1 pseudogene is annotated in these 251 nt (G+C 64.9%); it reads left to right on the plus strand.

The features are described from left to right. Positions 1–251 (plus strand): annotated as a pseudogene (locus tag HMPREF2924_RS28825) (pilus assembly protein PilO); the annotation flags it as partial.

A 251-nucleotide genomic window follows, 5' to 3' on the forward strand; every position in this document is an offset into this window, starting at 1 on the left:
TCCCTGGCCTCGGCGCTTTCAGGCCAGTTCGACGGCGACTTCCTGGCCTGCTGGAAAGTCGAGGAGGACCGCTACGCGCTGGTCGCCACGCTCGATGGCGCGATTGTCCCCGGGCAGGATGTGGTCACCAGCCTCGACGAGGCCCGGGACCGGGTCAGGAAGCTCTCTACGCGCGGCGTGCTGCGAAACGCACAGGTCTTCGTTCCCGAAGGGTTCGATTTCCCCGTCAAGGACTTCGACATCGAGGAACT

This window comes from Pseudomonas sp. HMSC063H08 (assembly GCF_001813645.1).
Taxonomy (GTDB): Bacteria; Pseudomonadota; Gammaproteobacteria; order Pseudomonadales; family Pseudomonadaceae; genus Pseudomonas; species Pseudomonas aeruginosa.